23 protein-coding genes are annotated in these 25955 nt (G+C 37.5%); 15 read left to right on the top strand and 8 right to left on the bottom strand.

Features of this window, described 5'->3' with window-relative positions:
* The first annotated feature begins 233 nt into the window (after nt 1-233).
* The 5 genes from lipB to Q0590_RS13800 all read left to right on the top strand — a co-directional run bounded on the left by lipB (nt 234) and on the right by Q0590_RS13800 (nt 5913).
* Complete coding sequence (gene lipB / locus Q0590_RS13820) at nt 234-977, top strand: lipoyl(octanoyl) transferase LipB (protein WP_302038145.1); 744 nt, start codon at nt 234-236, stop codon at nt 975-977.
* 166 nt (nt 978-1143) lie between these two features.
* A complete protein-coding gene (locus Q0590_RS13815) occupies nt 1144-1548 on the top strand; it encodes a hypothetical protein (protein ID WP_302038139.1) in 405 nt (134 codons plus the stop codon).
* Nucleotides 1549-1699: 151 nt separating this feature from the next.
* On the top strand, nt 1700-3544 hold the full coding sequence (locus Q0590_RS13810; protein WP_302038138.1) for an ABC transporter ATP-binding protein: 1845 nt from the start codon (nt 1700-1702) through the stop codon (nt 3542-3544).
* A gap of 273 nt (nt 3545-3817) precedes the next feature.
* Complete coding sequence (gene rpsA / locus Q0590_RS13805) at nt 3818-5599, top strand: 30S ribosomal protein S1 (protein WP_302038137.1); 1782 nt, start codon at nt 3818-3820, stop codon at nt 5597-5599.
* 119 nt (nt 5600-5718) lie between these two features.
* Nucleotides 5719-5913 carry a hypothetical protein gene (locus Q0590_RS13800; RefSeq protein ID WP_302038136.1) on the top strand — a complete coding sequence of 65 codons (195 nt, stop codon included), beginning with the start codon at nt 5719-5721 and terminating at the stop codon, nt 5911-5913.
* A gap of 28 nt (nt 5914-5941) precedes the next feature.
* Here Q0590_RS13800 and Q0590_RS13795 read toward each other — a convergent pair whose 3' ends face one another.
* Nucleotides 5942-6322, bottom strand: a complete 381-nt coding sequence (locus tag Q0590_RS13795; protein WP_302038135.1) for a hypothetical protein — start codon at nt 6320-6322, stop codon at nt 5942-5944.
* Nucleotides 6323-6619: 297 nt separating this feature from the next.
* On the opposite strand from Q0590_RS13795, the gene Q0590_RS13790 reads away from it, so the two are divergent.
* From Q0590_RS13790 to Q0590_RS13760, 7 genes are all read left to right on the top strand, one after another.
* Nucleotides 6620-7276, top strand: coding sequence for a glycosyltransferase family 2 protein (locus Q0590_RS13790; RefSeq protein WP_378410463.1), 657 nt, complete (start codon nt 6620-6622; stop codon nt 7274-7276).
* A gap of 29 nt (nt 7277-7305) precedes the next feature.
* The gene (locus Q0590_RS13785) at nt 7306-8220 is read left to right on the top strand and encodes a glycosyltransferase family 2 protein (RefSeq protein WP_302038133.1); all 915 of its coding nucleotides are present in this window, start codon (nt 7306-7308) and stop codon (nt 8218-8220) included.
* An 8-nt stretch (nt 8221-8228) separates the two neighbouring features.
* Complete coding sequence (locus Q0590_RS13780) at nt 8229-9917, top strand: glycosyltransferase family 39 protein (protein ID WP_302038132.1); 1689 nt, start codon at nt 8229-8231, stop codon at nt 9915-9917.
* A 50-nt stretch (nt 9918-9967) separates the two neighbouring features.
* A complete protein-coding gene (locus Q0590_RS13775) occupies nt 9968-11629 on the top strand; it encodes a glycosyltransferase family protein (RefSeq protein WP_302038131.1) in 1662 nt (553 codons plus the stop codon).
* 93 nt (nt 11630-11722) lie between these two features.
* Entirely contained in the window at nt 11723-13312 is a 1590-nt protein-coding gene (locus Q0590_RS13770) for a glycosyltransferase family protein (RefSeq protein WP_302038130.1), read from the top strand.
* A 408-nt stretch (nt 13313-13720) separates the two neighbouring features.
* On the top strand, nt 13721-15166 hold the full coding sequence (gene dnaA / locus Q0590_RS13765; protein WP_302038129.1) for a chromosomal replication initiator protein DnaA: 1446 nt from the start codon (nt 13721-13723) through the stop codon (nt 15164-15166).
* Nucleotides 15167-15516: 350 nt separating this feature from the next.
* Nucleotides 15517-16311 (top strand): mechanosensitive ion channel family protein, encoded by a 795-nt coding sequence (locus Q0590_RS13760; protein WP_302038128.1) that lies wholly within the window; start codon nt 15517-15519, stop codon nt 16309-16311.
* Between the two features lie 115 nt (nt 16312-16426).
* On the opposite strand, the gene Q0590_RS13755 is transcribed toward Q0590_RS13760, so the two are convergent.
* A complete protein-coding gene (locus Q0590_RS13755) occupies nt 16427-17830 on the bottom strand; it encodes an inorganic phosphate transporter (protein WP_302038127.1) in 1404 nt (467 codons plus the stop codon).
* 101 nt (nt 17831-17931) lie between these two features.
* A complete protein-coding gene (rlmN, locus tag Q0590_RS13750; protein ID WP_302038126.1) occupies nt 17932-19005 on the bottom strand; it encodes a dual-specificity RNA methyltransferase RlmN in 1074 nt (357 codons plus the stop codon).
* 866 nt (nt 19006-19871) lie between these two features.
* Between rlmN and Q0590_RS13745 the strand changes: the two genes are divergently transcribed.
* The gene (locus tag Q0590_RS13745; protein ID WP_302038125.1) at nt 19872-20663 is read left to right on the top strand and encodes a hypothetical protein; all 792 of its coding nucleotides are present in this window, start codon (nt 19872-19874) and stop codon (nt 20661-20663) included.
* 1 nt (nt 20664) lies between these two features.
* Here the strand turns inward: Q0590_RS13745 and mazG are convergent, their stop codons facing one another.
* The 5 genes from mazG to Q0590_RS13720 all read right to left on the bottom strand — a co-directional run bounded on the left by mazG (nt 20665) and on the right by Q0590_RS13720 (nt 23756).
* Complete coding sequence (gene mazG, locus Q0590_RS13740) at nt 20665-21465, bottom strand: nucleoside triphosphate pyrophosphohydrolase (protein WP_302038124.1); 801 nt, start codon at nt 21463-21465, stop codon at nt 20665-20667.
* A 72-nt stretch (nt 21466-21537) separates the two neighbouring features.
* Nucleotides 21538-22050 carry an HNH endonuclease gene (locus Q0590_RS13735; RefSeq protein ID WP_302038123.1) on the bottom strand — a complete coding sequence of 171 codons (513 nt, stop codon included), beginning with the start codon at nt 22048-22050 and terminating at the stop codon, nt 21538-21540.
* A 3-nt stretch (nt 22051-22053) separates the two neighbouring features.
* Complete coding sequence (locus Q0590_RS13730; protein WP_302038122.1) at nt 22054-22836, bottom strand: C40 family peptidase; 783 nt, start codon at nt 22834-22836, stop codon at nt 22054-22056.
* 135 nt (nt 22837-22971) lie between these two features.
* The gene (smpB, locus tag Q0590_RS13725) at nt 22972-23433 is read right to left on the bottom strand and encodes an SsrA-binding protein SmpB (RefSeq protein WP_302038121.1); all 462 of its coding nucleotides are present in this window, start codon (nt 23431-23433) and stop codon (nt 22972-22974) included.
* Between the two features lie 143 nt (nt 23434-23576).
* The gene (locus tag Q0590_RS13720) at nt 23577-23756 is read right to left on the bottom strand and encodes a hypothetical protein (protein ID WP_302038120.1); all 180 of its coding nucleotides are present in this window, start codon (nt 23754-23756) and stop codon (nt 23577-23579) included.
* A gap of 196 nt (nt 23757-23952) precedes the next feature.
* On the opposite strand from Q0590_RS13720, the gene Q0590_RS13715 reads away from it, so the two are divergent.
* Entirely contained in the window at nt 23953-25050 is a 1098-nt protein-coding gene (locus Q0590_RS13715; protein ID WP_302038119.1) for an adenylate/guanylate cyclase domain-containing protein, read from the top strand.
* A gap of 232 nt (nt 25051-25282) precedes the next feature.
* Nucleotides 25283-25939, top strand: a complete 657-nt coding sequence (locus tag Q0590_RS13710; protein WP_302038118.1) for a DUF2461 domain-containing protein — start codon at nt 25283-25285, stop codon at nt 25937-25939.
* Nucleotides 25940-25955: the final 16 nt, after the last annotated feature.

Here is a 25955-nt window from a genome sequence, read left to right as displayed (position 1 = left end):
CACAGCACTACCCTATGGCTGCCTAATGTTGCACCGGCTAATCCATAGTTCACGTTAATTTATCAATCCTAGCAGGTTTTATCAATCAGCTCTATGAACTGATTTAATGGAAATCTACTTAAATATAGTAGTATACTTTGGGGCATTCTAGAACAGTTTCCGATTGTATGTAGATGCATGTACCTTTGTATAGATTATCATGAGTTCAACCAAGTTCCTATACACTAATAATGGTGAATAATATACTAAACAAAGAAGTGTATTTCCGGCATCTGTCTCTGATTGATTACCAGCAAGCCTGGCATTATCAGGAGCAACTTTTCAGTCAGCTAGTGCAATTAAAAATAGAGAACCGGAAAGCAGATAGCACCAATCAAAAAAAGACACCTAATTACCTGCTTTTCTGCCAGCATCCGCATGTGTATACATTAGGCAAAAGTGGAAAAGCAGCCCATTTGCTGGCAGATGCTACACAACTTGCCCAGCTACAGGCTACTTTCTATCATATCAACCGTGGTGGCGACATTACCTATCATGGTCCAGGCCAAATTGTTGGATACCCGATTCTGGATCTGGATAACTTTTTCACAGATATTCATTTGTATTTACGCCTGCTGGAAGAAGCTATTATCTTAACACTGGCAGACTTTGGCCTTGAAGCAGGGCGTATTCCTGGGTTAACAGGCGTCTGGCTGGACTATGAAAAACAACTCAATCCCAGAAAAATTTGTGCATTAGGCGTAAAGACCAGCCGGTGGGTTACTATGCACGGATTTGCTTTTAATGTGAACACAGATCTTTCGTATTTCAATTACATAGTACCCTGTGGTATTGAAGACAAAGCAGTTACCTCTATGGCTAAGGAACTGGGGGCCATACAAAATATAGCTGAAGTAGAAGAAAGGTTAGTGGTGCACCTAGCAAACTTATTCCAAATGCAGATTATACGTAACGAAGCACTCACCTATGTTTTATGATATATACGTACATACCCTGAAAACTAAATGGCCGATGGACACTTGTTACTTTTCTTGGATTTATTAAAGCCATACACAGGTTTACTAGTTTGAAAATAAAGACATTAGATACTAAAACAGTTCCTGTCAAAAGTTGGATATATAGCTAACCAAATTTATACTACACATGAAAAAAGATATTTCATTTTTACCAGTAGAAGGAGTAAAAATAGCCATTGCCCGGCGTGAAATACAAGCCAATGAATATGAATGGCATGCGTATATCTTAAACAGAAACAATCAATCATTAACGAATGTATTTGTCACATCTAAAGGATATGGATTCAATGGCGAAGCGAAACAAGAAACTTCCACGTTACGCCACCTGATAGAGGAAGTGGAGCCTAACAGCTATAGTGTTATCGAACGGATAGACCCAGCTATATTTCATTTAAGCAATGAATACTGGATCAGTTACTTTATAGAAAACCAAGTTTACGACAAGAAATTTGTATTTGTGCCAGGTAGCCTTGCCGAAAGCAACCTGATTAAAATTCAGCAGATCAATCTGGAAGGTGTACTACATGAATAATACTTTTTGCCTGCTTGAGATATTGTTTATTTCCTGCTTTTTCTTTATTGCTGAAACCATACATACCCGGATAGATAGCCTATCCGGGTGATTTTGTTTTTCACCTATTTATATATAATTTACTTTCTGCAACATTACTATAAGAAGCAAAATGTCAGTGAAATCATCTGATAAAGGGTATATTCTGGAAGTTAATAATCTAAAAACATATTTCCATACGGAGAGTGGCCAGGTAAAGGCCGTGGATGATGTTAGCTTTAACTTGCGCAAAGGAGAAACGGTAGGAATTGTAGGTGAATCAGGTTCTGGCAAGTCAGTTACCTCCTTATCTTTGATGCGCCTGATAAAAAACCCTCCCGGAAAAATAGTGGGTGGAGAAATTATTTTTCATTCCCCTACACATGGTGCAATCGATTTAACCAAACTTTCAGACAAAGAAATGCGGAAAATCCGTGGAAATGAAATTTCTATGGTTTTCCAGGAACCTATGAGTTCCCTGAATCCGGTATTTACCTGCGGCGACCAGGTAATGGAAACTATTTTGTTACACCAGAAAGTAAACAAACAACAAGCCAAGCAAATTACCATAGACTTATTCAACCAGGTGAGATTGCCGCGGCCGGAAGCTATTTTCAACAGTTACCCACACCAGATTTCCGGTGGGCAAAAGCAACGCGTCATGATTGCCATGGCTTTGTCATGTAATCCCTCTGTACTCATTGCCGATGAGCCTACCACTGCACTGGATGTAACAGTACAGGCAACTATACTGGAACTACTGCGGGACCTTCGTGATCAGCATGGTACTTCTATAGTCTTTATTACACATGATCTAGGTGTAATTGCCGAAATTGCTGACCGGGTAATTGTTATGTACCGGGGTAAAATTGTGGAGCAAGGCACAGTATGGGATATATTTTCAGATCCTAAGCATCCATATACAAAAGGTTTGTTGGCTTGCCGGCCCAGGTTAGATATGAAAATGCGGGTTTTGCCGGTAGTGTCTGACTTTATGCATACAGATGCCCTAGGGAATATGACGGAGAAGGCTCAATCGCCAACGTATTCTTCTGTCGGTGAGGCTATACTTCTTAACTTTATTGATGAAGATGAAATAAAGGAACGGCAGGAAAAACTTCTATTGCAGCCTCCGGTATTACAGGTAAAAAATTTAAAAGTAAGCTTTCCTATAAGCAAAAACTTTTTTGGCAAAGTAAAAGACTATGTCCATGCAGTAGATGATGTGAGCTTTGATGTATTTCTGGGCGAGACAGTAGGCTTGGTGGGAGAATCTGGCTGTGGAAAAACCACTTTAGGCCGGAGTATTTTACGGTTAATAGAACCTACCAGTGGCGATGTGTACTTTGAAAACCGAAAAATTTCTGACTATACCGGCGAAAGCATCCGGCAATTAAGAAAAGAACTCCAAATCATTTTCCAGGACCCATACTCTTCGCTAAATCCCAGAATTACTATTGGTGAGGCCATTATGGAACCTATGCGGATACATAAGGTCTTGTCTAATGACAAAGCCCGTAAAGAGCGGGTAATCGAACTATTAGAAACAGTAAGCTTACGTGCCGATCATTTTAGCCGCTACCCACATGAGTTTTCCGGTGGTCAGAGGCAGCGGATTTGTATAGCCCGTACGTTAGCTTTAAACCCTAAATTTATCATCTGTGACGAATCAGTATCAGCCCTGGATGTATCGGTGCAAGCACAGGTACTCAATCTGCTTAATGATCTAAAAGAGAAATTTAATTTTACCTATATTTTCATTTCTCATGACCTTTCTGTAGTAAAATTTATGGCAGACCGGATTATTGTTATGAACAAAGGCAAAATTGAGGAAATAGGCTATGCAGAGGATATTTATACAAATCCTAAAACCGCTTATACCCAAGCCTTAGTAAATGCTATTCCGAAAGGAGATTTAGATGAGATCAGAAAAATTCAAATGAAGCGCAGAAAGTTTAGAATTCCGGTTGCTTCTTAAGCAGTTATGTCTCTTACTATTTTATGTAGCTCAGCAAATCAATGCTGAGCTATTTTGTTCTATAGCTGATCAACAACTTTTAATCAGTCTTCTATTAACTTGTTGCTGAACTTTTTAAGCAAAATTTTTATTTTTCTACGTAGCAAGTAGCAATTCTTTTGTTTATCTTTGCCGTCCGTTCTAAAATAGAACGTGATTTCATTTATTTCCTAACCAAATTTCAGCAGAATAGCTCTACTGCTGATGTACAAAAGAGCCACAAGCACAACTATTATGAGTAATACTCAACAAGATTTTGACTGGGACAAAGTAAATGCCAAAGGTTTCGGTAGTGGTTATTCCAAAGCTGAGAGAGCTGAAATGGAAAAAATGTATGACAATACATTAACAGAGATCACTGAAAAAGAAGTAGTAAACGGAACAGTAGTAGGCATTTCCGAAAGAGATGTAATTCTGAACATTGGTTTTAAGTCTGATGGCTTAGTCCCATTATCAGAATTCCGGGATTTGCCAAATTTGAAAGTAGGAGATCAGGTACAGGTATTTATCGAAAACCAGGAAGATGCCGGTGGACAATTGATTCTTTCCAGAAAGAAAGCTAAAATATTAACTGCCTGGGATAATATTCAGAAAGCCCTGGATCAAGACCTGGTGATTGAAGGAATGGTGAAGCGCAGAACCAAAGGTGGATTAATTGTAGATATCTTTGGTGTAGAAGCATTCTTGCCGGGATCTCAGATTGATGTGAAGCCTATCCGCGACTTTGATGTATTTGTAGGTAAGAAGATGGAGGTTAAAGTTGTGAAAATCAACTACACAAATGATAACGTAGTAGTTTCTCACAAAGTACTCATCGAAAAAGATCTGGAGCAACAGAAGTCAGAAATTCTGAACAACCTGGAGAAAGGACAAGTACTGGAAGGTGTAATCAAGAACATGACCAACTTCGGTGTATTTATCGATTTAGGTGGTGTAGATGGCTTATTGCACATTACAGATATCTCTTGGGGTAGAATCAACCACCCTGAAGAAGTATTGAAGCTGGATCAGAAAGTGAATGTGGTTGTTTTAGATTTTGATGACGATAAGAAAAGAATTTCTTTGGGTATGAAGCAGTTAACTCCTCACCCATGGGATTCATTATCACAAGAAATTCAGATTGGCTCTAAAGTAAAAGGCAAGATTGTTAATGTAGCCGACTATGGTGCATTCTTAGAAATTCTGCCTGGAGTAGAAGGTTTAATTCACGTATCTGAAATGTCATGGTCTCAGCACTTGAGAAATCCACAAGATTTCCTAAAAGTAAGCGACGAACTGGAAGCAGTAGTTCTTACCTTAGACCGGGATGAAAGAAAAATGTCTTTAGGTATCAAGCAGCTGACAGAAGATCCTTGGACTAAGCAAGATGTATTAACCAAATATGCTATTGGTACCAAGCACAGAGGTATTGTGCGGAATCTAACTAACTTTGGTTTATTCCTTGAACTAGAAGAAGGTATAGATGGTTTGGTACACGTTTCTGACCTATCATGGACTAGAAAAATCAAGCACCCATCAGAATTCATTAAAGTTAGCGAAGAACTAGATGTAGTTGTATTGGAATTGGATGTAGAGAACAGAAGGTTAGCACTAGGACATAAGCAACTGGAAGAAAATCCTTGGGATACCTTCGAATCTATTTTCACCGTTGGTTCAGTACATCGTTGCACAGTTCTTAATAAAAACGACAAAGGAGCTATCCTTGAGTTACCCTATGGAATTGAAGGCTTCTGCGCGTTGAAGAATCTAGCTAAAGAAGATGGTTCCGTAGCGGAAGTAGGTGAAACCCTAGACTTCAAAGTAACGGAATTCTCTAAAGATGAAAAGCGCATTGTATTATCTCACACAAAAGTATACAATGATCCTGAAGCAGAAGAAAAGAAAAAAGCATCTACCAACAAAGGTGGAGCTAAGTCTTCGGAAAAGGCAAGTAAAGAACCTGAAAGAGAAACATTAGGTGACTTGGCTGCCCTATCTGCTTTGAAGGAGCAAATGGATGAGAATAAGAAGAAATAAATAATATTTCTTTCGTAGCTACAAAAAACCACTCTTCTCAAAAGAGTGGTTTTTTTATAAGTAACCTATCTATAAAGTGAATTGAGTGTAGACTAAAAAATAAATTAAGTATTATGGCTATGAGGTATTTCTTTGTGAGCTATGCACACCCAATCGGCTATGGAAACATTTGTCTGACAGGCAATCAATTTCCATCACAACAATTTATTCGGGAGCAAATCTCCCATCAGATGGAGACCCAGCAGATTGTGGTGCTTAGTATTTATGAATTCAAGGATCAAAAAGATTATCAGGCTTTTCAGGCGGCAGACTAGTTGAAAGAGCTTTTTTCACTTCACTTTATTAGTGACGTATTCTGCATTCTTTACAAAACTTCTTCTTGCCTGGTTTTCGCTTTTTTGGTGGATTTTTATGCCCGAAATAAGAAGGATCAGAGTATTGAGGTTTCTCCATTTCTTTGGCCATCTTTTCATGCTTTTTAGCATTTGCCATCATCCGCTCTTTTGCTTCCTGCTTCAGGTCATCCATTGTTTTTACATCAGACTTTCTTTTTACAGCACTTTTCTTAGTATCCATAAAAATCGAATTTTCCGACCCTATGTCTACTGAAGACGCCGAGCGACTAGAAGGAGTATTTTTACTATCTTTTTTTCTTACGTTGGATTGAGCCATTCCGGCAGTCAATAAAAAACAAGAGAATAATATTATCAGAAAGTATTTCATGTATTGCTATTAGCTGGTTAGCGTACTTAAATATAAACGCTAACATAGGAGATATTTTATATGTAATGATCGAAATAATTTATATGTACTCTTTGTTGGTTAAATTTGGCCAGCACTTGGTAAAATATAAACTTTAGGTTGCTGAATCCTCTGTTATATTTTTTTATTTGGCCATAAAATGCAATTTTTGCTTTCAATTTATTTTACTAAATATTCTCATTGGTGGTTCATACTCCCCTCTTAAAACTTTCAATCATCATTCCTGCCTATAATGAAGGTAGAACTGTACACTTAATTTTGGATAAAATAAAGCAGGTTTGCCTGGTAAACAACATACAGAAAGAAGTCATCATTGTAAATGATTGTTCTAAGGATAACACCGAAGAGGCTATCCTAAGGTATCAGCAGAACAATCCTGAGTTAGCCCTATCTTATTACAAGCATGAGGTGAACAAAGGCAAAGGCGCTGCTTTACATACAGGAATAAGCAAAGCATCCGGACAGTATTTGATCATTCAAGATGCCGATCTGGAATACGATCCCAGAGAGTATAACCTGCTTCTTCAACCAGTACTAGAAGGTTTTGCCGATGTAGTATATGGGTCCAGGTTTATGGGCGGCAACCCCCACCGGATTCTCTTCTTTTGGCATACAATTGGAAACAAATTTCTGACATTTCTTTCGAATATGTTTACCAATCTAAATCTGACAGATATGGAGACGTGCTATAAGCTTTTCCGCACAGATATGATTCAGCAGATAAAGTTAGAGGAAAATCGTTTTGGTTTTGAGCCGGAAGTAACAGCTAAAGTAGCGCGGATACCGGGCATCCGGATTTATGAAGTAGGCATCTCTTATTATGGCCGAACCTATGCAGAAGGAAAAAAAATAAATTGGAAAGATGGGTTCCGGGCAATCTGGTGTATTAGCAAATATGGTTTGTTGGGAAGATAGATACTTATATTCAAATAGATAGGCTTAAAATGATATCCTTAGTAATCCCCGTTTATAATGAAGAATCTTTGGTAGATTTACTATTTGAACGTACAATAGCTTCACTCTCAACAATAACAGAAGACTTCGAAATTATATGTGTTGATGATGGTAGTTCAGATAACACATTGTCTAAACTTTTGTCTTGCTATAAAAAGGATAAAAGATTTAAGGTGCTAGTTCTTTCCAGAAATTTTGGGCATCAAGCCGCTTATACTGCAGGTTTAACTTACGCAAAAGGCGAGTATGTAGCTATGATGGATGGTGACTTACAAGATCCCCCGGAGGTAATAAAATCAATGTATGAAAAGCTTTTGAATGAAGATTACGATATTGTTTATGGAAAAAGAATAACTCGCAAAGAAGGAATCGCAAAAAAAACACTCATTAAGATTTTTCATTGGTTGTTTAAGAATTTTTCTAACATAGATAAAGCCGATAATGTGGGTAATTTTTCCATGATGAATAATAGGGCTTTACAAGCTTTACTCTCTATTGGAGAGAAAAACAGATATTTGCCAGGATTGAGATTTTTTGTTGGTTATAACCAGGGATTTGTAGAATATGATCGGCTGGAGAGAGATAGTGGTGAGGCAAAAATGAGTTTCAATAAATTGGTTAAATTAGCATTTGATGCTATTTTCTCTTTTTCTGATTTACCTATTAAATTCTGTTTATTTACGGGTGTAATAGGTATTATTATCTTCTTTTCTGCAGGTGTTTATGTACTTCTAGATAAATTTTTTGGTAGTGCCCTGTATGGATGGTCATCTACTGTACTCAGCATTTATTTTTTGGGCTCAGTCCAATTAGTATTTTTAGGAATTATAGGCGAATATGTACACAGAATATATAAAGAAGTGCAAAACAGACCACTTTTTATTGTCCGGGAATTTGTTAATTAAAGACTCTAATGCAAGATTTGAATAAAACTAGCCTGTTTCCCTCAACTTTTATAACGTGGCAAAATAAATACCGAAAGGCAATCATATTTACGTTTTTTGGATTATATTTTATAACGGGGTGTATTATATATAATGATTATGGCATATCATGGGACGAATCGATAAGCCGCTATAATGGAATTGTTACGCTTAAGTATTTAATTACTAAAGTTAATCCCGAATTAATAATTAATAATGCTTCTCTACAAGGCATTCCTAATCTCCATGAATGGAAAGACAAAGACTATGGAGTAGTATTTGAGGTACCCTTAGTAATTCTAGAAAACGTATTTGGAATAAAGAATAATTACTCACCAGAGTTATATTATTTACGCCATTTTTGTACATTCTTGTTTTTTTATCTAGGTGTCGTTCATTTATTTCTTTTAATACAGTTCCGATTTAACAGCTGGCATTTAGGTATGCTAGGATGTCTGCTGTTTATATTGAGCCCTCGTATATTTGCAGATTCTTTTTATAATGACAAAGATATAGTCCTGCTCTCTGCATTCATTATAACGTCTTATTATTTACTGAGATATTTATCTAATAAAAGCTTTTGGAATGCTTTCTGGCTAGGAATTTCAATGGCTGTAACTATCAATATTCGCATAACAGGTATTGTTATACCTGCTATAGCTTTCACATTTATATTAATTGACATAATCAAGCTATACCCAGATGTAAAAAAAATAAATCAAAGCCTATCGAGCGCTTTATTATTACTAATTACTTTAATTACTTTCACTATAATCTTTTGGCCATACCTGTGGGAAAATCCACTGCAAAATTTTTTACAAGCATTTCATAATATGAGTAAATTCAGATGGCATAACCATGTATTATATGCTGGAGAATTTATTTGGGCAGCCAATGTACCATGGCATTATATACCAGTGTGGATTGCTATTACTACTCCTGTTGTTTATTTGATATTCTTTATAACTGGCCTTATTCCCATATTTATACATTTGTGGCAGGTAAAGCTTTATTTATATAAAAACGAACCCCAGCGTCAGGACTTAGTTATAACATCATTGTTTTTTGGCCCTCTACTAGCTGTTATTGTTATGGATTCAGTTTTATATGATGCTTGGCGCCAAATGTTTTTCCTTTATGGTTCATTTATATATATAGCTATAAGAGGTGTAGTATATGTTAAAGAAAGTGCGGCAAGGCATAAAATTCTGCGGATTGATACTTTATATACTTATGTATTAGGAGCAATTGTTGCTTTTAGTCTCATTCATACTACTTATTTTATGGTAAAATATCATCCTCATCAAAATGTATATTTCAACTTCTTAGCTGGTAATAATCCTGGCGAAAATTTTGAACGTGATTATTGGGGGCTATCTTATAGGCAAGGATTGGAATACATTATTGAGAATGACAAACGGGAGACTATAACGGTAACAGCTAATATGCTAGCATCTGGTAGAACTAACATTAGAATATTGCCTGAAGAGATGCAGAAAAGATTAAATTTCTCAAACAGTAAAGACACGTCAGATTATTTTTTAACCGAACACAGATTTACTGGGGGCTACAAGTGGTATCCTGATGAGAATAAGTTTGAAGAAATTCATTCAATCATAGTAGATAACATTAAGATTATGTCTATATATAAGGCTAAATCGTTATCACTTACTAATTAATCAGCATATAGTGCATTATAGCTACTATTGAATGGCTTGTGTAAATAAACATGTTACTTAATACATTGGGAAGCATTATTGAAAGAAAGTATGCAAAAGGTAAATATAGATTTTATGCATATATAGCTTACTGTATTATTGGAATAGGCTTCTTTCTCCGCGTTTATCATTATTTAGATAATAGATCTTTATGGCTGGAAGAAGCCTTTCTCACTTACAATTTCTTTCATAGAAGCTTTATAGGTTTAACTCAACAGCCATTAGAATATGGGCAACAGGCACCTATAGGTTTCTTGTTTATCGAAAAATTATTTCTTTCAGCTTTTGGAAAAAATGAATATGCTCTTAGGTTATTTCCATTGATTTGTGGGACACTGGCTTTATATCTATTTTATAAAGTGAGCACCTACTTTTTAACGCCTAAAGGCAGTTTAATTGCCCTTTTTTGCTTTGCCCTTTCTAACCCTGCAATTTATCATGCTGTTGATGTAAAACAGTATAGTACAGAGCTTTTTTCATCTGTTTTAATATACTATCTGTACTTTTATTATAAAGATAAAACAGATTTGGCTTCTATGATAAAATGGGGTCTAGCAGGTAGTAGTTTAATATGGTTCTCTTATTCAGCCGTATTTATTCTTGCAGGTGTTGGCCTTGCAACTATTTGGGAGAAAATACAAGTAAAAAAAGAACTTACACAATTAATGCCCCTCTTTTTAACTTTTGCTATATGGTTAATTAGTTTCTTTATTGTTTTTATCCTATTTGCTTCAAATGGAGTACAATCATCATGGCTAAAAGGATTCTGGCAAAATCAAGGTGCCTTTATGCCCTTTCCTCCGAATACCATAGCTGATCTTAGGTGGTTTGCTGAGCAACTGAAAAATATATTTGATTATCCTTTAGCTATAAACTTTCAATATATTGTTATTCCAAACTACCTAAGGATTTCCATTATAGGACTGTTCTTTTTTGCAGCAGGCTTAATATATTGGTTTAAATATGAAAAGAAATATTTCATAGCGCTTGTACTTCCCTTAGTTTTAACCATCGTTGCTTCGGGACTTACTATTTATCCTTTTTATGAAAGGCTAATCTTGTTTCTTTTGCCTTCATTAATTCTTATAGTTATTAAAGGATTAGAAACAATTTGCAAGTACATTGAAACTTACTCAACTAGCTTTGCAACTTTATGTATAGCTATTTTTCTATTACCTCTTGTTTTCAATGCTAGTTATTTGGCCATATTCCCAAAATATATATACAATAGAATTGATACGAGGGAAGCATTAATGTATTTAAAGGAAAATATTCAAAAAGGAGACTTTATATTAGATAACTTAAATTATCAAACAACCAATGGAAATTTATTTTACAATGAAGGGCCTATCTTGAGTTGTTACAGAGAAATGTATCCGGATATAGAATTTACTACTACTATATTTAATGTTGATAAAAATAAAAATCTAGTTGATATTTATGGTAATGTATTGGTAAAAAACAACCGATTAACAGATAAGTTTATTTATACTAAAACATGGGTTGTTATGAAAACGGTAACCAGTATTTCATTAGATATTAATGAAGATGGGCATGAAATACGGACAAATAAATCTGAATATATAGTCAATTTATTGATAAAAGCAGGAGGTAAAATCACCAAAGACTTCAACAGTCAAGGAGTAAAAGTAATACTCGTAGAATTTAACTAGTTATGCCCGCTTGGTCTAAGTAGGCTATTCATTTTTTTATTTCAATTTCTAGTAGTTTCTCCAGTAGAGATAATTAACTATATCATTAGAATAATGCATAATAAATTCCCCAAATTTTGGCTGTGGGTTATTATTAGTTTAGGTCTATTCCTCCGCACTTTTCATTACTTACAAAATCGTTCATTATACACTGACGAAGCGTATTTAGCAAATAATTTGCTCACCAGAAGTTTCCTTGAACTTACTCAACCTTTAGATGCTAGTCAACATGCACCTATACTATTTTTGTTTGTTGTTAAGCTATTAATGAATTTCCTGGGAACAAGTGAATATGTACTTAGGCTTTTTTCTTTCGTTGCTGGTATTTCTGCATTCATTACTTTCTTTTATCTGTTAAAGAAATACAAGGTTATTACGGCTAGTGGCATAGTAGCTGGCTTATCTATATTTGCTTTTGCCTTTCCTTTAATTTATTATTCATCTGAGCTAAAACAGTACTCGGTTGAAACTTTATGTACTATAATCTGCTATTTGTTATACAATAGATATGATCGGAGTTCCTCTTTGAAAGATCTAGTAGTATATAGTTTAGCAGGTGCTACAATAGTATGGTTTTCTTATTCTAGTATATTTATTCTGGCAAGTATTGGTATAACCTCTACTATTCATCATCTTATAAAAAAAAATTGGCCGGGAGTATTTATTTCTGCCATAATTTATGGATCATGGGCTATTAGCTTCTTTGTAAATTACCTTGCTATTATACAACCTAATAGCTTAACCGATGCGTATTTAGTTGACACTTGGAAAACGGCTTATATGCCTATTGGAATACGTTCAGTGTCCGATATTAAATGGTTTGTCAATTCGCTTACAGCGGTGTTTGATTTTCCATTAGGTTTGAATTGGAGTTTTCTAACTGGGTTACTGCATCCACGATTGGCATTTTCTTTTATTGGGTTGATTTTTATGTTAATAGGATTGTATGGATGGTTTAAAACAAACCGGGAGCAACTTCTTATTACCTGTCTACCCATTCTACTAACATTAATGGCCTCGTCTTTAGAAAAATATCCATTCACTGAGCGTTTTCTATTGTTTTTAGCACCTAACTTTATCCTACTTTTGGCTGCCGGTGTCAGTACCACAGAAAGCTATATTATTCAACATAGATATAAAAAAAAATGGATCTACATAGCTATTGTAATTTTGCTGTTTCCAATGTGCACTACAGCAGTTACTGACGTAATACATCATCAAAAATTTGGGGGTTGGAAACGAAGAGAGATGAAAGAAGTAATTACCTACTTAGGTAACAGTAAGCAGCCAACAGATTACATCTTTTTATATCATACGGCATCTGCTTTCGATTACTATTACCGCATATATAAGCTAGACTGGCCATATTATACTATTCTGGATAAAGAATTTACTAAAGCTGATATTCAACAAAAATTAAAGCAACATAACGCTGATACGTTCTGGGTAGTAATACCAGGTACTATGAGAACTGATATAAACACACTGCCTTACGATGTGTTGAATGATAAAGAAATATTCCTGCGTTTTTTTAATGATAACTTTAAGCGTATAAAAGATTTTAAAACAACAAATATTTATACAATACAATATAAACTCAATAATATTTCTCAAGTAAACTCCTTGTCCAGAGATACAGAATAAATTTCTATCTAGACTTTCTTTCTGGTACAGATTTATAACACACGCTTACTAGAAATTTTCTTGTTCTACTTTTTTCTATGGTTTAAAGCAAAACCTTACATCTCCTTTGAAGTTAGAAGTGCCTAATATTCAGCCTTTTTCTCGTACCATACCTCTTTTGTAACACGTTATACAGCATTTGTTGGAAATTATATTTAGGGTAGGCAAGTACTTAATGATCATTAAATTATACCTGCAAAATTTATCTTTTCCAAAGACATAAGCAATTATAACTTAGAAATACTACTCAATCGGACAACTGGCAATAGTTAAAAATTTAATTTTTTTGTTTGCATATTTTTATTCATTTTTGCTCTCCCCATAAATTTAGAGCATCGGGTAACTTAACTTACTATTTCTTTTTGCTGGATGTTGAAGGACTGTAAAACGGTATGGAATAATTGTCTCAAAGTAATCCGTGAGAACATTGCTGAACAAAGTTTTAAAACTTGGTTTGAGCCTATTGTTCCTATCAGGCTTTTTAACAATGTATTAACAATACAGGTGCCCAGCCAGTTTTTCTATGAATGGCTGGAAGAACATTATGTACACGTATTACGAACAGCTATAGATGCCGAGCTTGGCGTAGAGGGCCGGCTAGAATATTCTATAGTAATAGATAAAGGCAATGAAAAAAATAAGCCCTATGTAATTAATATACCTACTAGCAGCAAAACCACTGCTAATTCAATGGTAAAAGAAAACCGGTATACTAATACAGCTCAAAATGAAGGATACAAAAGTCCATTTGAACTCCGTGACCTGGATTCGTTACACTTAGCTTCCTACTTAAATCCACATTATACGTTCGATAACTTTATTGAAGGAGACTGCAACCGCTTGGCCCGTTCAGCTGGCTATGCAGTAGCGAATAAACCTGGTGTTACTTCTTTTAATCCATTGATGCTTTATGGGGGTGTTGGGCTTGGAAAAACACACCTCGTGCAGGCTATCGGTAATCATATCAAGAATACAGCAAGCAATAAGTTTGTTTTATATGTATCATCTGAAAAATTTACTAATCAGTTCATTGATGCATTAAAAAATAACAACATGCAGAATTTTACCAACTTCTACCTACAAGTAGATGTACTGGTAATTGATGATGTGCAATTTCTGGCAGGTAAAGAACGGACACAAGAAATATTCTTCCATATATTTAATCATTTGCATCAGGCTGGCAAGCAAATCATTATGACCAGCGATTGTCCGCCCAGAGAGCTGAAAGGCTTACAAGACCGCTTGCTTTCAAGATTTAAATGGGGCCTTACTGCCGACTTGCAGCAACCAGATCTGGAAACCCGTATAGCCATTATTCAGAAAAAGCTGCAAACGGAAGGTATATTTATTCCACCCATGGTTATTGAATATCTAGCTCATAGTGTAGATACAAATATCCGGGAACTGGAAGGAGTAATTGTTTCTTTAATGGCGCAGGCTTCGCTGAACCGGAAAGAAATAGACATGGACCTGGCCCGCCAGACACTGCAGAATATTGTTCAGCATGTAGACAAAGAAGTAAGTATTGAGGCTATTCAGAAAAAAGTAGTCGACCATTTTGGATTATCTCTGGAAGAGCTAAAGGGTAAGAGCCGCAGAAAAGAATATGTGATTCCCCGCCAGATTGCCGTATACCTAGCAAAAGAACATACAGAACATTCCCTCAAATCTATCGGGTACCATTTTGGAGGCCGTGACCATAGCACCATTATTCATGCCATACAATCGGTAAATGATATGCTTAAAACTGAGCAGGAAGTAAAGTCAGCTATTCAGGCTATACAAAAACAGTTAAAACTGAAGGTTACTAAATAACTGCTACCACTTTTATAGTGCAACTTTTATAGCTTACACCAGTATACTTGTGTAAAAAGCAAGAAAGTTTATGAAACTATCTATTACATTATTACTGCTTATCCCTCTCTTACTGATTCCTTCCAGTAGCAGGTAAGAGAATTAAAGAAATATCCGCTCCTACAGATTAAACTTGTAGCAAGGCTTATGTGGCAGGCTTACCTATTGTGAGTTTGCTTGCTAATTTGCTATTGTACCTTATTGCAGGAAAGGCAACCTTTAAGAAACCCCACAAAATCTCTTGATTCATTTTGTCTTTAGTTTTTCTTCCTATTTCTTCGCAGGTTAAATAGAATTATTGCAGAAATTTTATGCAGAGACTTCAAGAATATAGCGAACGATTTATGCTCATGGCCATGGAATATGTACCTAAAGTTCTATTAGCCATAGCTGTGTTGCTGATAGGTTTGTGGATGGTACAAAAAGTGGTACAACTTTCTATGCGGTTAATGGAGCGTAGAGACCTGGATGTGTCTTTGCGGACATTTCTGAATAGCTTACTTAGCATTGGTTTAAAGGTATTGTTATTTATAAGTGTAGCAGGGCTATTAGGCATTCATACCACCTCTTTTGTAGCGATACTGGGAGCTGCTAGTTTGGCGGTAGGTCTTGCGCTGCAAGGTAGTTTATCGAATTTTGCAGGGGGTGTCCTAATCTTATTTTTTAAACCATTCCGGGTAGGAGACATGATAGAAGCACAGGGGCAGATAGGCAGGGTAAAAGAGATACTGATTTTTAATACCTTAGTAACCACCCTTGATAATAAAACAGTTATTTACCCAAATGGGGCATTATCTAATGGGACCATTATTAATTATTCAAAAGAGGGCAGTTTACGGGTAGATATTACCATGGATTTACCAAACACCATAGACTTTGTAAAATTCCGCACCTTAGCTTTAAAGATTATGGCGGATGATTCACGGATTTTAGATGAACCGGCTCCTATTATCAGCCTGCTAAAAATTGCTCCTGCTGCTTTTACTGTGGCACTCCGTCCCTATACGACTGTGGGCAATTACTGGCCTGTGTTTTTCACGATTCAAGACAAATTAAAAATGGCAATGGATCAACAGGACATTTCAAAAACGCCTCCCGCCAGCTAATCGATTTTTCTCATAAACAATAAAAAGCCCGCAAATAGTATCTGCGGGCTTAATAATAGTTTGTTGATGAATTGCTTTGTTTAAAAGCAGTGCAAATATAGGAGAATATTTTTAATTAGAAAAGCCACCGGAACAAGACATACAGCAAGCCGGATAAAGATATGGATACGGGTAGTGTGAGCACCCAGGCTAAGGCAATATTCTTCACAGTTTTCGGCTGAAGATTTTTTATGCCTTTACTTGCCACCATACTTCCTGCTATTCCGGAGGACAATACATGGGTGGTACTTACCGGCAAACCTAAACCAGTAGAAATTCCTATGGTGCTTGCTGCTACTAATTCAGCGGAGGCTCCCTGTGCATACGTTAAATGTTGCTTACCTATTTTCTCGCCTATGGTACGTACAATCCGCTTCCAGCCCACCATGGTGCCTAAACCCAGAGATAAGGAGATAATAAATATAACCCAGGTAGGTGCATAATCGGTAAGCGTACGCAACTGGCCAGTATTACTTAATATAATTTGTGAATCCTCTCGGCTAATGGGTAGCGAAGAACTTGTAACTAACTTGGTCAGGTCTTTATTAATAAGCAGAATATCTCTTCGTACTTCCAGGCGTTTTTCCGCTGGTATAACCGTGGCACCTGCATTTTCATTAATAATAGTATTGAGAGAATCTATCCGTAAATTTATGCGGCCAAATTGCTTTTGGTCCTCAGCAGTTAAGGCAGTAGTATCTATACGTGAAAGAGTCTGCTCTATTTGAGAAAGGTTATTTTTGATCGTTTCCGGATTTTTTCGCTGATCTAAGGCAAAATAAGCCGGCACAATACCAATTAAAATAAGCATTACTAATCCTACGCCTTTTTGTCCGTCATTAGAGCCATGAAAGAAGCTGACCAGTGTACAGGTAGCAATTAATATGCTCCGGATCCAGGTGGGTGGAGGTTTCTGTTTGTGCGGCTCTTTAAATATTTCATCTTTTTTCAAAAACCTGCGCAGCAAAAACATCAGAAAAATGGTAAGACTGAATCCAAAAAGGGGCGAAACCAGTAACGAGAGCCCAATTTCAGTAGCTTTGCTCCAGTTTACAGCAGTGCCAGAAGTATTTTCCGGCATAAACGAAAACGCTAGCCCTACTCCAAGAATTGACCCAATAAGGGTATGCGAACTTGAACTCGGCAAACCATAATACCAGGTACCCAGGTTCCAGATAATAGCACTGAATAAAAGTGCTAGAGCCATGGCAATGTTATGGTATACATCTTGGTCAATAAGTAGTTCAACAGGAAGTAGATTGACAATGCCCATAGCCACTCCTATACCACCGGCAAAAACACCTATAAAATTGCAGATCCCTGACCAGATTACCGCTGTCCAGGGTTTAAGAGAATTGGTGTAAATAACAGTTGCAACAGCGTTGGCTGTATCATGAAAACCGTTTACAAACTCAAAAGCACAGGCGGCCAGTAAACAGAAGAACAGCAATATGAGTAATTCTAACTCCAGTCCAAACATAGTATGTATTTAGCCACCAAGTTACATCTACTTTAGTTTTGTAATGTTACGTGAATGTTAAATTTGCATTTTAAGTATATTCTTACAACCAGTAAATGGGCTTATTTTTTTCCTGCCAACTGTCCGCAGGCAGCATCTATGTCTTTCCCCCGGCTGCGCCGCACATTTACCACGACTCCCTTATTTTCCAGGAACCGGCTGAATTTAGTTAATGAATCCTCCGTCGTATTGGTAAAAGCTGCTTCAGCTATTGGGTTGTATTCGATAATATTCACTTTGCAAGGCGTATGCTTGGTAAATTCGTACAATTCCCGTGCATCGTCTATTGTGTCGTTAAAGTTATAAAACAAAATGTATTCGTAGGTGACTCTGGTACCGGTTTGTTTATAAAAATATTGCAGAGCTTCTTTTAAAGCTACCAGGCTGTTGCTTTCATTAATTGGCATAATCTGATTCCGCTTTACATCATTAGCTGCATGCAATGACAAAGCCAGATTGAATTTTACCTGGTCATCACCTAGTTTTTTTATCATCTTGGCTATACCTGCGGTAGATACCGTTATGCGCTTGGGAGCCATATTCAGTCCTTCGGGTGAAGTAATGTGCTCAATAGACTGCAATACATTCGCATAGTTTAATAACGGCTCGCCCATACCCATATATACAATATTGGTCAAGGGTGTTTGGTACTGGGCTTCTGCCATATTCCGGATGTGCACTACCTGGTCATAAATTTCCGCAGCATCCAGATTTCTCTTCCGTTCCATATAGCCAGTAGCACAGAATTTACAGGTTAGTGAGCATCCTACCTGAGAAGAAACACAGGCTGTCATCCGGTCGTCGGCCGGAATAAGCACTCCTTCTACCAGGTTATGATCGAACAGCCGGAAAGCAGATTTAATAGTGCCATCAGAACTTAGTTGCTGCTTATCTATCTGTACCGGGTTAATAATAAAATGATTCGTTAACTTCTGCCGCAGGCCTACCGATAAGTTGGTCATCTGATCGAAGCTAAGTGCTGACTTTTTCCATAACCACTCATGTATCTGTTTTGCCCGGAATGCCTGCTCACCTTGGGCAGTAAGAAATTCTTTTATTGCTGCTAGATCTAGTTTACGTATGTCTTTTTTTACTGTCTTTGTGGCTATAGAAGCCACTATAGGTATTTCTGTCATATTGGCAAAGGTACAAAAGTCCTGAGTATCAACTATAAATTAGATGGCCTGTTAAGGAATTATACTATACTACTTCCTGCCATCGTCAAAGATAACATAGATGTCCGAACAAAAATTCTGTGCACTTATCAAGATCTGCGCATTATTTGCACCTTATCTCTATCTTTGTTTTTACCCAAATTGTAGCTGCGCCGTTGAACAAACTTGCTGACCAGACATTTAAGCTCTGTAATACACATCTCAATCTTTGCTTACTGAGTGTTCTAATAGGCCTTATTGTATTCCACTTAGTATTTCCAGATTATGTGCAGTTTAGTGATAGCCTAACTTGGGATGGAGAAAAATATATTGATTATACGTTACACTTTCCCCAGGTCGCTTTCGGCCAGACACTTAATGTGTACTACTTCCAACGAATTTTTCCTTCCGGCCTCATTTATTATAGCCTCAAATTAATAGGTCTTCCCCTGACTACACACGCTGTCTTTTTTGCATTTCTAGTCTTAAATATACTGCTTATCTTCATCTCTTTTGGCATATGGCTTCTTATATGCAAACAATTAGCATTAAGCAACAGAGGAAAGCTTCTGGGATTTACTGGCTTGTTTATCAATTTTGCGATAATGAAAATGGCCTTTTATTATCCAGTTCTCACTGATATAATGGCATTCACTCTAGGATTGAGCTTGCTTTATTTTTATTTAATGCGTAGTTCAACTGGCCTTCTTAGTATGGGCTTGATTGGGGCCTTTACTTTGCCAACTCTATTTTATTCATCGCTCATACTATTTATATTTCCTATACAGTACAGAAATGACGTTTCCAGTAATAACTATGATTTAGGGAAACGGTGGATAGCCCTATCAATGGCTTTTAGTTTTCTATTGCTAATTATTGTCTTTGTGTTTTACAGGCAGGTTCCTTTACTTAATCCAAGTCCGCCTGTGGTATTGGTTATAAGTATAGCAGCCGTATTAATTTACTTGTATCTGTCTGCTAACTGTTTGTTCAGCGTTGATCTGTATAGACAGTGCATACAAAATTTTAAAGCCTGGGGAAGGGTGTTACTAGCAGTAAGTATATTGATTGGCGTTTACATGATTATATTCTGGGGAGCTGGCGACCAACCTTCTCCTCTAAATTATAAGGGATTTCTAGCCAACATAATTATATCTTCTATTGCCAATCCGTTTGCCTTTCTGGTAGCTCATGCGGTGTATATTGGCCCACTACTGCTCCTAGCACTTTATTACAGCCGATCGTTTATGGAGACAATTAACCGGTATGGACTGGGGTTACACGGATTAGTGGCAGGCTATGTGTTGCTCAGTATCAGCTCAGAAAGCAGGTTATTTATAAATGCCTGGCCATTTTTTGTAGCTTTTTTGTGTAAAGCCCTGGAAAACAGAAAACTCCCTGTCAGCTTTTATGTTTGGTTTTTCCTGGTTTCCCTGGCTGTATCTAAGTTCTGGTACAGAATAGAGGTACCCAGTTTCAGCGAAAACTATCTGAATTTTCCGGAACAGAACTATTTTATGTCTATTGGCCCATGGATGTCGGATGCAATGTATGCCTTACAGGGAAGCATTGTGCTGTTTCTATTTTTGTGGATGTATTGGGTGTATTTTAAAAGACACACTCCATCCGTTCTGAAATAAGTTATTTTTGCTTTTTTGCTTTCTCCCAGTAAATATCCATTTCGGCTAGTGTCATATCTTGCAGATTTTTTCCGGCTTTTTTGGCTTCTTCTTCCAGGTAGGTAAATCGTTTTATAAATTTTTTATTGGTCCGCTCTAATGCCGTTTCCGGATTGATATCCACAAACCTTGCATAATTTACCAGAGAGAATAAGAGATCACCAAATTCGCCTTCTGCTTCTTTGCTATCTATTTCTTGTTCGCTATTGAACGCTTCTTTAAACTCCTGCATTTCCTCTTCTACTTTTTCCCAAACCTGCGTTTTTTCTTCCCAGTCGAATCCGGCACCACGGGCTTTTTCCTGAATACGCATTGCTTTTACCAAGGCAGGCAGAGAACTGGGCACACCGGCCAGTACCGATTTATTTCCTTCTTTCAGCTTTAATTGCTCCCAGTTTTGTTTTACTTGTTCTTCGGTATCGGCTTTTACCGTGCCATATATATGCGGATGGCGGCTGATAAGTTTGTCGCAAATGGCATTTAACACGTCAGCTATATCAAAAGTATTGGTTTCGGAAGCAATGCGGGCGTAAAAAACAATATGTAGAATTAAGTCGCCTAACTCTTTCTTTACCTCTGCCATATTCCCTTCCAGAATAGAGTCAGATAATTCATACATTTCTTCTATAGTCAGATGCCGTAAACTTTCCATGGTTTGTTTTCTATCCCAGGGGCATTGTTCACGGAGTTCATCCATAATGGTAAGCAGCCGGTCGAATGCTTGTAGTATATTCAGTCGGTTTGGTGAGGTATTTTCAAACATAAAAATCACGTTTAGGAAATATTATACTTGCCGCAATGATAGCTGAAAGCAAGCAGAATACGCCATTTTTCTTTAAAACATCTTCATTTTCTTGGACAGATAGGGCTTCCAGGTTTCTTCAATATTGCCTGAAAAATCGCGGAGAAAGACCACAAAAGACGGTTTATAGGGGGTCTGGTTCAATAGCATACCGGCTTCCTGTGGAGTAAAATCACCTTTTTTAGAATTACATTTTTTACAAGCCGTCACCAGATTATCCCAGGTTGATTTACCTCCTCTGGATTTAGGTATCACATGATCGAGTGTGAGGTCTTCGGGGGTGAAGCAATACTGGCAGCGGCCATTGTCACGTTTGAAAATATTTTGCCGGCTAAGTACCACGCCTTTGTATGGCAAATTCACATACCTGTACAGCCTGATAATAGAGGGCATTTGATAGGTAGCTGTTACAGAACGCAGCAGGTAGCCACCTGCATCTGCCACTAGTTCTGCTTTACTTAAATACACCAAAATAAACGCCTTCTGGACGCTGCAAATGGTAAGCGGACTGTAGTCCTGATTGAGAATAAGCACTTTTCTGGCCATAGCTTATTGGTTCCTCGTCATCCGTTGTATATTCCGGAGTTTGTGCGTATATAATTTTCTGTCTTGGTTCCAGATGCCCTGTGTGTCTAAATAATCAATTCTTACTTCCCCACTGGCATGGATAATTTTGTTTTGTTCTACTAAAATGCCTACATGTATTACTTTGCCTTTGTCATTATCGAAAAATACCAGGTCGCCAGGCATAGTGTTTTCCAAATGATCAATAGGCGTACCGCAGGTAGCTTGCTGCCAGGCATCCCTTGGTAAAGCAACTCCACCCATCCTGAACACTTGCTGTGTAAACCCTGAGCAGTCTATCCCAAAAGGTGTTTTACCTCCCCACATATAGGGGCTTTTTAAATATAGCGCAGCTATGTCTATCAGGTTGATAGCTGCATCAGGCATACGTATATTTGTACCTTCCAGGTTGTGCTCTTTATTGCCAATCGTGCATTTATTTTTGGTATAAAAAGGCAAAACACTGCCGGGTAGTAACATATACTTGTAGGGCTGTTGCACTACATAATTGCCATAATCTGTACATATGGGATGTTGCTGCTGCAGGTATGCTTCATAATAACTATCAGACACGGCAAAATGTTGTATCGTGCTGATCCATCCGGTATATGAATCAAAAGATAGTTGAATTTGCAGCCATTTTTTATCCTCCGTTTGGGCTAGCACTTTATACACTTCGCCAAATAGTAACTGGGTGCATTGTTCACTTCTGTCAGAAGGCTCAGTCCGTACGGGAATAACACTTAATGCACAAATACCTTTACTCATGTAAACAATAACTAGTATATCAATTAAGTAATTTAAGGATTTATTCATTTTTTCCCAATTCCAGAAAGGCACAAAATAAAACAGCCGGTATACATAGGTTTGCTTGTATACCGGCTGTTTTTCGATGCGTTGAACCTAATACTTTTCCCGTTCCATTTCCCGTTTTACATCTCTTGTTTTAATATCTTCCCGTTTGTCGTATAGTTTTTTGCCTTTTGCCAGAGCTATCTCTAGTTTGGCAAAGCCCCGGTCGGTAATAAACAAGCGCGTGGGAACAATGGTTAACCCCTGGTCTTGTAACTTAGTGGCTAATTTGTTCAGTTCTCTTTTCTGAAGCAGCAGTATGCGGTCGCGTAGAGGTTCATGGTTGAAATGTGTGCCTTCGCTATAGGTAGAAATATTCATCTGCTTAACGATCAGGGTTTCGCCCATAAACACACAATAGGCTTCCTGCAAGTTTACTTTGCCCTGCCTGATCGACTTTATTTCAGTACCCTTTAGCATAATACCGGCTACATAGGTTTCCAGAAACTGATATTCGAAAGAGGCTTTTTTATTTTTAATATTTACTGTTTTGGATAGTTTTTCCTTGGCCATGTTCTTGGTTTTCTATGGGAAAGTAACATATAAGTAAGCCTGCTAGCTTATGTTAGTCGATTACCCTGTATGTAATGCTTACTCAGCAGGAATCAGAACTTGGCTTCACATTACGGAAGCTATAGCCATCAGTAAGCAGGAAATCAGGTTTTGGTTAGCTGGAAGCTTAACCGGACATACGAGTGGTCTATTTCATATTCTACTTTGTAATCCCCCCCGGACTTATTACTTCTTACTCTAATGGTAATGCTGGTCACTTTGCCTTTTTCGCCGTTTTCCAGTCTTACTTCATCGCCTATATCAAAATCTGTAGTAATTGTCATATATATTTTTTTAATTTCCGCTAACGTAATTGCCCTTCATAAAGATAAGCAACCAGCCATTAAATTCTTGCCGGCAAATTGCAAATTTAGAATAATTTTGCAACCCACAACGCAACCTGTGAACCCTATAAAAATAAGATACCTGTACAACAGACCTTACAGCTAGAGAAACACAATAAACTACTTACACAAGCCTATGCCCATGTTACCGGAAGATAAGTTAAGCATCCTGTATGTGGATGATGAAGAACAGAACCTGGTATCATTCAGAGCTGCCTTCCGCCGCCATTATAGCATCTTTACCGCTACCAGTGGCAAAGATGGCCTGGATATTTTGCAAAATGAAAAAATAAACCTGGTGATTACCGACCAGCGGATGCCAGAAATGACGGGTGTACAGTTCCTGGAAAAAGTTATTCCTGCGTATCCCGACACCATCCGCATGATTTTGACTGGTTTCAGCGATATTGAGGTTATTATAGAAGCCATTAATACTGGCCGTGTGTTCCGTTACATTACCAAACCCTGGGATACACATGAGCTAAAAATGACCATTGATAATGCTTGTCAACTCTACCGCTTGCAACGCAACAATAAACAGTTGCTTGAAGAACTGCAACTGAAAGTGACCGAGCAGGAAAAAACGCTACGGCTTTTTCAGAAATATGTACCCGAAGAAGTAGTTAGAAAAGCCCTGGATTCAGCCGAAGAGTCTATTTTTGAAGGAGAGCTCAGACATGTGGTAGTCTTGTTCTGCGATATCCGCGGCTTTACTACATTTAGTGAACAGATCAGCCCCAAAGAAGTAGTAGCTTTCCTTAACTGTTACTATACCTTAATGACCGAAAGTATAAAAGAGCACAATGGTACGGTGAACCAGTTTGTAGGCGATGAGATTTTTGCATGCTTTGGCGCTCCAATCTCTTATGCCGATAACGAACAGAATGCCGTATTCTGCGCCATGGAGATGATAAAGCGGGTAGAAAAACTAAACGAACAATATATGCCGCAGTTTGGTCAGAAAATTAAAATTGGCATAGGCATTCATGCCGGAGAAGTTATAGCCGGCAATACCGGTTCTGAAGACCATATCGGGTACTCTATTACAGGCGATACCGTAAATACCGGAAAACGAATAGAAACCCTTACCAAAGATCATGAAAATACCATCCTCATCAGTGAAGCGGTATGCAGTAAAGTCAATCACCTGTTACACCTTAACCCCTGGGAACCAGTTACGCTGAAAGGAAAAAAAGACAAATACCAGGTATATGAAATAGTGGGAAGACGGTAAGTATAGGGTAAAGCTTTCGGTACAAAAGGTATGCTCTTTGAGTGTCTACCGGGTATTCACCAGAAGTTAGAAAACTAAGTTCTCCGCACTGTTTGCCTAGTAACTTCTGGCTACATACCGTTCTCCTATCTGTACCAGATTACTGTCCAAATACCTACCTTTGCCCCATCTGGCCATTTTACCCTGACAAGCGAAAGTTTACAAGAAATAGTTTTTATCCTACTACCTACCTATGCAAGCAGTATTGCAATTTGTATCGCAACTAAAACCAAACAATACCCGGGAATGGCTCGAAGCCAATCGGCCAATGTACGAATCGGCCAAAGCAGAATTTTCTGAATTTGTTCGCCATATTATTAAAGATCTGTCCCAACTGGAGCCTGGTTTCTCTCTGTTAGAACCCAAAGATTGTATTTTTAGAATTCATCGTGACATACGTTTTTCTAAAAACAAAACACCGTATAAAACCCATTTTGGGGCATACTTTGCCGAAGGAGGAAAAAAAAGCACGAAAGCCGGCTACTACCTCCATATAGAACCAGATGGAAAATCTATGTTAGCCGGAGGGGTATACATGCCGCCACCAGAAGATTTGAAAAAGATCCGCCAGGAAATCGACTACAATGGCGAACAGTTGAGAAACATCTTGAACACGCAGAGTTTTAAGAAATACTACGGAACGATTACTGGTGAGAAACTAAAAACCACTCCTAAGGGCTATAGTCCAGAACATCCAGATATAGAATTGTTGAAACAAAAAGATTTTATTGCTACCCATTATGTAGAAGATAGTACGGTAATTCAGCCAGACTACTTGAGTTATTGTATGAAAGCCTGGAAAGCCCTTAAACCTTTGAATGATTTTATGAACGCTGCCCTGGATAGCTAGCTAATGTAACACAAAA

Origin of the sequence: Rhodocytophaga aerolata, from assembly GCF_030503435.1 — a bacterium.
GTDB lineage: Bacteria > Bacteroidota > Bacteroidia > Cytophagales > 172606-1 > Rhodocytophaga > Rhodocytophaga aerolata.
This window is presented reverse-complemented; position numbering and strand designations above follow the sequence as displayed.